The following is an 11,957-nucleotide window of genomic DNA, read 5'->3' as shown; positions in this document are numbered from 1 at the left end:
CGAACGCAACCCCCACCCCTCGTCCCGCCCCCACGCACCCCGTGTATCGGCCACCTGCCGACCTGGACAAATGATCACGTGGAAACCACGGCGGCAAACCGCGAGAAGGCCCCGCCACCACTTCCACCTGATCTTGATCCCACGCTCGAGAATGCAACCACAGCCAGTCGACCACGCTGGAAGCCGCATGCCTGCCCACCTGGCCGCGGAAGGTAAGCCGGGTACGGCACACGACGCGCCCAGCACTGCACCGGAAGAACACGCAACGCCGAGCCTTCCTGGACCGGCAGACCCCGGAAGTCGCTGCAGAACAACAGGACCCACCGCAGTCCAACAAACCCAAACGCAACCCTCGTTCCGGCCACACACCCGAATGAATTGCGCACCGCAGATCACCGCATGCCCACGCGGCAGCGACGAAACTGCCTGCCAGGCACCGTCATCGGAGTAAAACGCACCTCGCCCCCGCTGTGCCGCACAGTGCCGAACAACTGTAGGTGCCGGAAGTCGCTGGCCCCGCGCACCCCTCGTGTCGCCTGCCCACCGCTATGTCGGGTGCACGGCCACCACAACGGTGGCGCACACCCAATAAGCGTGCGCCACCGAAGATCAGTCCGCGCCGCGGCTTTCCCGCCACACCCCGGTCAACACCTTGCCGATTTCCGCGAGCCCAGCGGCGGCCGTCATCCGCCAGTGAGTGGTCGGCACCGCGCGGTTGTCCACCGTGCCGTCGACTACCTCGGCCCAGATCGACGCGCCGATCGAACCGGTGGGGTCGTCGACCGCCGCAGTGAAATAGATGACGTCGCCGTGGAAGCGAACGGGCTGATAGGTGTTGCGCAGGACGACCGAATGTACGGCCGTATCCAGCACCCGGGTGAACCGCTCGGAGCCGAAGGAGGCGAACGGCTCCGGCAGTTCGACCAACCGCTCAGCGAGTTGTGCCAAATCCACATCGGCGGCGAAGCCGAGGTCACCGGCCTGTTCGCCGAGCAGGCCGCCGATCAGCTCGGCCACCGGCACGGGTGAGCCCGCGCCTTGCGCGCGTTCGTCGGGTGGATCGGCCATATAACTGTCCATCACCGCGAGCGTGGCCACTCGCTGTCCGGCCCGCTGCAGTTGCACGGCGATCTCGTGGGCGAAGACACCGCCCATCGACCAGCCGATCAGGTGATACGGCCCCTTCGGCTGGACCGAGCGGATCGCATCGACATAGATCGCGGCCCACTCCTCGATCGTGTCCGGCAGCACCGCCGGTGCGGCGAGTGTCGGCGCTTGGATGCCGTAGATCGGCCGGTCGGAATCGAGATAGGCGGCCAGCCCCGCGAACGACCAAGCGATACCCGAGACCGGGTGAATACAGAACAGCGGTTCGGCGGTACCCGTCGCACGCAGCGGCAGCACCACATCGAACGCCGCCTCGCCCTCGACCTGCCCACCAGCCCGGCGAGCCAGCTCGGCCAGGAAGTCCGACGGTGTCGGCGCGGTGAACACCCGCATCACCGGAATCTTCTCGCCGAGAACCGAACTCAGCCGGGCAGTCAGCTTCGTGGCGATCAATGAATTGCCGCCGCGCTCGAAGAAGTTGTCGTCCATACCGAATCGGTCGAGGTCGAGCACCTCCGCGAAGGCGGCGGCGACGGTTTCCTCGATCGGTGTGGCCGGTGCGCGGTATTGCCGTGCCTCGAATGCTGGTTCGGGTAACGCGCGCCGGTCCAACTTGCCGTTCGGCGTCAATGGCATCACATCGAGCACCACGATGGCGGCCGGAACCATATAGCCGGTGAGGAATTCGGACACCTGGACGCGCAGCTCATCGGGAGCGATTCCGGCACCGGCCGCAGGCACCACATAGCCGACGAGCTGATCACCGAGACGTTCGGTCGAGCGGACCAGCACCACCGCCTGGCTCACACCCGGACAGCGCAGCAGCGCGGATTCGATCTCGCCGAGTTCGATTCGGAAGCCGCGCAACTGAACTTGCTGATCACTGCGCCCGGCGTAGGCAAGTCCGGTCCGACCCCAGCGTCCGAGGTCGCCGGTGCGGTACATGCGAGATCCCGGTGCTCCGAAGGGATTCGCGACGAAACGCACCGCGGCCAGTCCCGGCCTGCCGAGGTATCCCCTGGACAGCTGGGCTCCGGCTATATAGATCTCACCCGGTGTTCCGACCGGCACCGGGTGCAAGCGCTCGTCGAGCACATAGCCCGCCAAGCCGGGCAGCGCACGTCCGATCAGGCTGTCCGGGCTGTCCGCGATCTGCTTGTCCAGCGCCAGGAACGAAACGTGCACCGTGGTTTCGGTAATGCCGTACATATTGACCAGGCGCGGCGCATCCGCGTCATGGCGCTCATACCAGCGCCGCAACTGACGCAGATCCAAAGCCTCGCCACCGAATACGACATGGCGCAGCGCGAATTCGCCGTCGGAATCGGCTGCGGCCCGATCGGCCTCGATGAGCTGGTAGAAGGCTGACGGCGTCTGGTTCAGCACGGTGACCTGTTCGCGAATCAGCAACTTGCGGAACAGTTCCGGTGCCCGCGAGGTCGCGTAGTCGACGACGACCACCGAGCCGCCGGTAGCCAGTGCACACCACAGCTCCCACACCGAGAAGTCGAAGGCGAAGGAGTGGAACAGCGTCCACACATCGGTCTCGTCGAACCCGAACAGCGGCTGGGTATTCGCGCACAGCTCGACCACATTGCGATGTGCGACGCCCACCCCCTTCGGCACACCCGTCGAACCCGAGGTGTAGATGACGTAGGCAAGGTGATCGGGCAACAGCGGTGCGATTCGGTCGGCATCGCTGACGGGGCGATCGTCGAATTCCGTTATCTCTTCCAGCAATATCACCGGCAGCTCGCCGACCGGCACATCGACCCGCTGCTCCGCGGTGGTGAGCACACAGACCGGAACCGCATCCGACAGCACGAAGGCCAGCCGCTGCGCCGGATAGGTGATATCGATCGGTAGATACGCCGCACCAGCGGTGAGCACACCGAGCAGCGCGACCGGTAGCTCTTCGGTCCGCGGAACCGCAACAGCCACCAGCGATTCCGGTCCGGCACCGGCGGCGATGAGCGCCCTGGCCACCCGGTTCGCCCGCCGACGCAGCTCCGCGAAACTCAGTGCGGTATCGCCGAAACGGACCGCCACCGCATCGGGCCTGCGCCGGGCCTGATCGGCGATCAGTTCGGGCAGTGTCGCGGCGGGCACCCACGCACCACGCGAATTCCATTCGCGCAGCACCCTGGTGTGTTCATCGGGTCCGAGCAGCTCGATATCGCCGACGGTCACCGCGGTATCGGCGACGATCGCGGTGAGGATGCGGGCGAACCGATCGGCGAAGCCCTGTGCGGTCGCGGCGTCGAACAGGTCTGTCGCATAGGCGAATTCCGCCAGCACCCCCTGGGTTTCACCGCGCGGGCCGACCCGCTCGTTCAGCGAAAGCCGCAGGTCAACCGTGATCGGTTCGGTCGCGGCGGTGTTGCCCATCGCGACCTGGAACAGCGGATGCCTGCCGGTCACCTGGACGGGGTCGAGTATCTCGACGAGTTGCGCGAACGGCACATCGGCGTGCGCGAATGCGGCGGCGTCGACCAGGCCGACCTCGGCGAGCAGTTCATCGAAGGTCGCGCTCGGGTCGTATTCGGTGCGCAGCACCACGGTCGTCCCCGAGGCCGGCGTCCCGATTGCGATATCGGTCGTGCCGGAAAGCCGCGCCAACAACACCGCGAAAGCCGCATGCGCCACCACGAATACCGAGGTATTCCTGGTCTCGGCAAGCCGACGCAATTCGTGGTGCAGATGCACGCCGATCTCCAGCCCGACCTGTCCACCGTCGTGGGTGGGCATCGTCGAGCGCGGACGATCCATGGGCAACGTCAACTCATCCGGCAGCCCCGCAAGCGTGGTGCGCCAGTATCGAACCTGAGTGAGTACATCGGGCCCCACACCGTCGCGCACGGCCGCAACCGAATCCGCGGTGACGAATTCGCCGAGCACAGTGCGCAACCGCTGGGTCAGCGCCTGCGCCGCCGAATCCGCGACGGCGTCGCTGCGATACAACACCTCCACCCGGAGCTCAGCACCCAGTTCGGCCCGGACGGTAACCGGATAGTGGGTGTAGTCGACCGAACTCACGCCACTGACCACCAACCCGTCGACGGCGCTGCCCGCCTGCCGCAGGCCATCGGCGTCGATCGGATACGACTCATAGGCCAGCAGCGTGTCGAACAACTCGCTGCCACCCGCGATCGCTTGGACATCGGCCAGCCCGAGATAGTGATGCTCCAACAGCGCGGCCTGCTCACCTTGCAGCTCGGTGAGCAACTGCGAAACCGTTGTCCGCGAATCGAATCGGACGCGCAGCGGGATCGTGTTCACGAACAGGCCAACCATCGCGTCGACGCCGTCGAGCTGCGGTGGACGTCCCGAAACGGTGACGCCGAAGACGACATCGTCGCGGTCGGTAATACCGGCGACGACCACGCCCCACGCCGCCTGCAGCACCGTATTGACGGTGACCTCGGTCGCCGCGGCGAAGGACGTCAGCGCGACCGTCTCGGTCGCCGACAGTTCGAATGCAGCTCTGCCGAATCCGTTGTTTGGGCTGAATCCATTGTCCGGCACCGCGGGTCGCACCAGAGCGGGCGCGAGCAGCGTCGGCGCGACCTTGGTCAGCGCGGTTTCCCACGCGCGCAATGTGGCTTCGCGGTCCTGACGCGACAGCCACGCCAGATAGTCGCGGTACGGCCGCAATCCAGGCAGCAGCGCGGCATCGCTCCTGGTCGCGTAGAGGATCAGCAGATCCTTCATCAGCAGCGGCATCGACCACCCGTCGAGCAGGATGTGATGCGCTGTCAGCACGAGGTGCGTGCGCCCGGATACGGTGCGGTACACCGTGAATCTCAGCAGCGGTGCCAGCGCGGAATCGAATCCGGTGCGCTGGTCGGCGGCGAGCAGATCGGGCAGGTCGGCGTCGGGCACCTCGGGGACCACGCGCCACGGCACCTGGACACCGTCGGCGATGAGCTGCACCGGTTTGCCGTTCGCGCCGAAAGTGAAGGCGCTGCGAAGATTCGCGTGCCGGTCCAGTACCGCCTGTGCGGCGCTGCGCAAACGCTCGAGTTCGAATTCGCCCGAGAGTTCGACCGCCACCTGAATGACGTAGGGGTCCACCGACTCCGCCAGCATTTCCATGAGGAACAGCAGGCCGGTTTGCAGCGGCGATAGCGGCAGTACCTCGACCAGGCCCGGGTAGTTCGCCCGCCAGGTGTCGAGTTCGTGCTGGGTGGTCGATACGAGCGGCACATCAGATGGTGTGAGACCACCGGCGTCCGGGTTCGCTACATGCCTGGCTACTGCCGTCAGCGCGATGAGCCAGTCGTCGGCCAGTTCCTGTACTACCGCCGCGTCGAGGATTTCACCGGCGTACTTGAACACCACATCCATCCGCGGCCCGGCATCGGTATCGACGACGATCGCATTGATATCGACCACGGCCGAGGCGGGCAGCCCCGGATCCTGGCCGTCCTCGAGGTCACCCAGATCGCCGGACGGGAGCCAGGCCGGATCGGTCAACTCCGGTGCACCGCCGGTGGATACCCTCCCCAGATAGTTGAAGCCGATCTGCCCGATATCACCGGCCAGCGCACCGGCGGTACCCGAATTCAGTTGGCGCAGTAGGCCGAAGCCGATGCCCCGATCCGGAACCGCGAGCAATTGCTCCTTCACCGACCGCAGCACCGCCGCGGGCTCCTCGGCAACGTCGCTCAGCTCGAGCGCCACCGGGTAAACGCTGGTGAACCAGCCGATCGTGCGGGTCAGATCGGCGCCGGGCACGGTCGCTTCCTCGCGGCCGTGGCCCTCGAATCGAATCCTGGTGACCGTGGCGTCGATCCCGCGGCGCGCCCGCCAGGTCCGCACCGCCATGGCCAGCGCGGCGAGCAGTCCGTCGTTGACACCACCGCGGTACAGCGCGGGCACCGTGGTCAGCACCGCATCGGCGACATCGACCGGCACCTCGACCGTCAACTGCCGCACCGTCGCATGGGTATCGACGGCGGGATCGAGCGCACGCGCACCGAGCAACGGATCCGGTGTCGCCAGCACAGTGCGCCAGTAGTCGAGCTCGGCCATCCGCGACGGCGAGCCCGCCGCCTCCACCAGACCGTGCGCCCAACGCCGGAACGATGTTCCGACCGGCGGCAACGCAACGGCCATCCCGGCGGAACGCTGAGCCCATGCGGTGATGAGGTCCGGGATCAGAATCCGCCACGAAACGCCATCGATCACATAGTGGTGCGCCGCGACGACCAGCAGATCGCGCGCATTCGACCTGCGCAGCCAACTGAACGCGACCATCCGACCCATGGCCGGATCCAGTGCCGCCAGCGCGGAAGCCATGGCGGCGTTGCCGATTCGGTTCAGCTCGGCCGCGTCGGGCACGTCCACCTCGGACAACAGTGTCGACGCGTCGAGGGTGCCCGGTGCGGCGACCTGCTGCCACCACCGGCCGTCGACCTGCCATACCCGCGCGCGCAACATGTCGTGGTGGTCGAGTATGGCTGTCAGCGTGGCGGTAAGTCCGGTGCGATCGATGCCCTCCGGCAGCGCGAGCACCAGTGTCTGGGCGAATCGGCCGAACGAACCGTTGTCGAGGAAGCCCGCCAGCACCGGGGTGAGCGGGATATCGCCGACACCGCCACCCGGCAACTCGGCCAGCACCACCGGCGCCGGATCCGTACCGAGCACCGCGACCCTGGCCAATCCGGCGACGGTCTTCTGCTCGAAGACATCGCGCGGGGTGAAGCCGATTCCGGCTGCCTTGGCCCGCGAAACCAACTGGATCGAGACGATGCTGTCGCCGCCGATGGCGAAGAAGGAGTCATCGGCTCCCACCAACCGCACGCCGAGGACCTGCGCGAACAGTTCGGCGATCCGCGATTCCAAGGGGCCGGAGGGCGCCCGCGACACCGTGGCGGTGAACCGCGGCTCGGGCAGCGCGTTGCGGTCGAGCTTGCCATTGGTGGTCAGCGGCACCTCGTCGAGGACTACGACGGCCGAAGGCACCATATGCGAAGGCAGTACTCGCGCCGCGAATTCCGTGACGCGGTCCGCGTCGACAACACGGTCCGCCACCGGAAGCACATACGACACCAGCACCGTTGCGCCAGCGGCGGTTTCGCGACCGAGGGTGACCGCGAATTCGACGTCCTCGTGGCCGCCGAGCACCGCATCGATCTCACCCAGTTCGACACGGAAGCCGCGAACCTTCACCTGGAAGTCGCTGCGGCCCACATAATCCAGCTCCCAGGCCCCAGCCGAAGTCGCATACCAGCGGACCAGGTCGCCGGTGCGATACATCCGGGCACCGGGGTCACCCCACGGGTTGGCGATGAAACGCTCCGCGGACAGCCCGGCTCGGTTGCGATAACCGCGGGCCAGCGCACCGCCCGCCAGATACAGTTCACCCGTCACCCCGGGCGGTACCGGATTCAGCCGCGCGTCCAGCACCAGCGCGGACATGCCGCGCACGGGCGTGCCAATCGTAATGTGCTGTCCCGCAGTCAATTCCGCATACGACGAGATAATGGTGGTCTCGGTCGGGCCGTAGCCGTTGTAGTACCGGCGGCCGGGCTGCCACTTGGCCAGCAGTTCCGGCGTGGTGACATCGCCACCAACGGATAGCATTTCGAGGTCGTCGAGGCCGGTCGGGTCCACCGTGCCGAGAACCGCCGGGGTGATGATCGCGTGCGTCACCCGTTCGGCGCGCAGCAGCTCACCGAGTTCTGGCCCACCCGGCACGGTGGACGGCACGATCACCAGTGTCGCGCCGACCGAGAAGGCACACAGCCATTCCAGCACCGACGGGTCGAAGCTCGGCGCGCAGATATGCAGGAAACGACGTGTCGGCTCGAGCCGGTACAGCTCGATCGCATGCTCGAGCAGGCCGCCGAGTCCGGCGTGGGTCACCGTGACGCCCTTGGGCATACCGGTCGAGCCGGAGGTGTAGATGACGTAGGCCACGTGGTGCGGACGCAGCGGGGCGATCCGGTCCGCATCGGTGATCGGCGCGGCGGATCGGTTGGCGCACAACGCTTCTGTCGCGGAATCGTTGAGCGCGAGCCACTGCACGTCATCGGGGAGGTCTTTGACGTATTCGGCAGTGGTCAGTCCGACGACCGCGGCCGAATCGGCCAGGAGGTACCGGACCCGTTCCAGCGGATGGTTCGGATCGATCGGCACATGTGCGCCACCGGTCTTCGCGATGGCCAGCACCGCGGCGACCATCTCATAGGAGCGCGGCAAGGCCACCGCGACAAGGCTTTCCGGCCCGACACCACGCTCGATCAGGACCCGGGCCAACCGCGACGAGTACCGGTCGAGTTCGCGGTAGCTGATCGACCGGCCCGCATACCTGACCGCGACACGGTCCGCACCGTGGCGCAGCCCACGCAACAGCAGATCGGGCAGCAGCCCACCCGCCATCACATGATCCGGCTGCACACGGGTCAGGAATTCGACCTCGGATTCGGCCAGCAGCGGCAGATCACCCACCGGTGTTTCCGCATCTGTCACGATCGCGGTGAGCAGTCGCACGAACCGATCCGCGAAGACGCGCACCGTCGCGTCATCGAAAAGGTCGCGCGCATAGGTGAACGCGGCGAACATGCCCGAACCGGACTCGCGAATCGCCAGCGACAGATCGAATTTCTCGGTGATGAGGTCGAAATTCACTGGGAGGACCTGCAATCCGGGCAGCTCGAACGAGTTGTCCGGCAGGTTCTCGAACGAGAGCGCTACCTGGAACAGCGGATGCCGTGCCGTCGACCGTTCCGGTTCGAGCAGATCCACCAAACGCTCGAACGGAATGTCCGCATGTGCGAAGGCCTGTAGGTCCACATCCTTGGCGTGGGCCAGCAACTCGGCGAAGGTGCTGGCGCCCGATACCTCGGTGCGCAGCACAAGCGTATTCACGAACATGCCGATGACATCGTCGAGTTCGGCCTCGCCACGCCCGGCGACCGGCGTTCCGATGGCGATATCGTCGGTGCCCGACAAGCGCGCCAGCAATACCGCGAGCGCGGCGTGGACCACCATGAACAAGGTCGCATTGTGCTCGCGGGCCAATCCCACCAGCGCGGCGTGCAACTGCGCATCGATCGGGATATCGCACCGACCGCCGACGAACGACGGGACGGCGGGCCGAATCCGATCCGACGGCAGGTTCAGCTCATCCGGCAGCTCGGCCAGGGCCTGTCGCCAATACGACACCTGCTGTCCGGCAAGCGAATCCGGGTCCGATTCCGAGCCGAGTGCGGCCCGCTGCCACAGCGCGAAGTCGGCGTATTGCACCGGCAATGGCGTCCACGTGGGCGCGGATCCGCCGGTGCGCGCGACATAGGCCAGCATCAGGTCACGGGTCAGCGGACCCATGGACCAGCCATCGGCACTGATGTGATGGGCCACGAGCACCAGCACGTAGTCGCCGTCGCAACGCAGCAATTCGGCACGCACCGGCACTTCGGCGGTGACATCGAACCCGGCACCGACCAGCTCTACGATTCGATCCCGCAGCTCATCGACCGTGACATCGACGACGGCCAGATCCGGAACCGCCTGTCCCACAGGCAGAATCACCTGATATGCGACACCGTCGCGAGACGGGTACACGGTGCGCAACACCTCGTGCCTGGCCACCACATCGGCGACCGCCGATCGCAGTGCATCGATATCCAGTGCACCGGACAGTCGCACCGCGACCGGCACGTTGTACGCGGCCGATGCGGTATCGAACTGGTTGAGGAACCACATTCGCTGCTGTGCCAGCGACAACGGCACCCGATCCGGTCGCGTACTCGCGGCCAGCAGCAGCCGCCGACCGGAGCCCACCCGATGCTCCACCCGGACCGCCAGCGCCGCGACCGTGGTCGCCTCGAACAACATCCGCACCGGCACCTGCGTATCCAGCGCGGCTCCCAGGCGCGCCGCCACCTGAGTTGCGATCAGCGAATTGCCGCCGAGCGCGAAAAAGTCGTCATCTATCCCGACCCGATCTACCCCGAGAACATCCACGAATACCCCGGCGACGATCTCCTCGATCGGCGTCGACGGTGCACGGAAGACCTGTGTCTCGAACTCGGGCGCGGGCAATGCCTTTCGATCCAGCTTGCCGTTGACCGTGCGCGGCAGCGCGGCCAGGACCACATAGGCGGCGGGCACCATATAGGACGGCAGTACGCCGGCCAGCGCCGACTTCACCTGTGCCACATCGATATCGATGCCCACCAGATACGCGACGAGCCGATCACCGGTCCGCTGATCGGCATCCGCGATCACCGCCGCCTGCGCGATCTCCGGCAGCGCGACCAATGCCGCCTCGATCTCACCCAACTCGATCCGGAAACCACGAATCTTCACCTGGAAGTCGGAGCGACCGCGATACTCCAACTCACCGTGCGCATTCCAGGCCACGAGGTCACCGGTGCGGTACATCCGAGTACCCGACTCGAACGGATTCGACACGAACCGCTCCGCCGTCAGATCGACCCGCCCGAAATAGCCGCGCGCCAATTGCGCACCGGCCAGATACAACTCACCCGAAACACCCACCGGCACCGGACGCAACCGCGAATCCAGCACATAGACACGGCTGTTCCACTCCGGAGCACCGATCGACACCGAGACGGTATCCGCATCGGTCACCCGATGGCTGGTGATCGACACCGCCGCCTCGGTCGGGCCGTACAGGTTGAACAGTTCCTTCTGCGGATAGGTGTCCCGGAATCGCTGTGCCAGCCCGGCGGGCAACGCCTCACCGATGACAAGCACTCGCCGCAAGGTGAACGGCAACCGACCGGTCAACAGCGCGTCCAGCATCGACGGCACCACATGCAGGGTGGTCACCGACTCCCGCGCCATCAGATCGTTCAGATAATCCGGATCGCGATGTCCGTCCGGGTGCGCCAGCACCAATCGCCCGCCGAATACGGCCGCCGACCAGAACTCCCACACCGACAGATCGAAGGTGGCTGCCGTCTTCAACAGCACCGCATCGCCAGGTCCGAGCACGAATTCACTGGTCTTCCACAGCAATTGGTTGACGATCGCGGCATGCGACACCGCGACCCCCTTCGGCCGCCCCGTCGAACCCGAAGTGAAGATCAGGTACGCGGTATTCCCCGCGCGCAGCGGCCTTACCCGCTCACCATCAGTGATCGGTGTCTCGGCAAGCCAACCGAGGTCGAGCCGGTCCAGTCGCACGACCGGTGCCAGCTCGGTATCGAAACCCGCTGCCGCATTGGTCAATACGCAGACCGGTGCCGCCGTACCCAGAATGTAGTCGGTCCGCGCGGCGGCCTGGTCCGGATCCACCGGCACATACGCGGCACCGGCCTTGGCCACCGCGTACATCGCGACGACCAGATCCACCGACCGGTGGAAGGCGAGCACCACCCGCGACTCGGGACCGACTCCCCGCGAAATCAGGTGCCGCGCAAGACGGTTCACCCGGGCATCCAGCTCGGCATAGGTCACCGGCTCGCCGTCCGCGCCCATCAGCGCCACCCCGCCCGGTGTGGCGGCCACGGTCGCATCCAGGAGCGACACCAGCGTCGCCGACGCATCCACCGCATGGTCGGTCGCATTGCGACCGGAGACCAGCTCGGCCCATTCCACAGCGTCGAGCAGTTCCAGCTCACCGACGACGGTGCGCGGCGCGGCGGCGATCTCGCCGAGCAAGCGTGCGAACCGAGCGACGAAGCCCTGAACCGTCCGCTCGTCGAACAGATCGTGCGCATAGGTGACGGCACCGCTGATACCCGCGGGCCGACCCGTCTCGTCGTAGTGATCGCCGATGATCCAGTGCACATCGAACTGCGATACCGCGGCATCGAAGTCCACCGCCGCGACGGTCAGTCCGGGCAGCTCCAGACTCGTCGCGGCCAGATTCT

Annotated in this window: 1 pseudogene; it reads right to left on the bottom strand. The window is 66.4% G+C overall.

What is annotated here, in order from left to right:
* Positions 1-609 precede the first annotated feature (609 nt).
* A pseudogene (locus tag ON44_RS04515) lies at positions 610-11,598 on the bottom strand (amino acid adenylation domain-containing protein); the annotation flags it as partial.
* Between the last annotated feature and the right edge of the window lie 359 nt (positions 11,599-11,957).

It is taken from the genome of Nocardia vinacea NBRC 16497 (assembly GCF_000308835.1).
Lineage (GTDB): Bacteria > Actinomycetota > Actinomycetes > Mycobacteriales > Mycobacteriaceae > Nocardia > Nocardia vinacea.
This window is presented reverse-complemented; position numbering and strand designations above follow the sequence as displayed.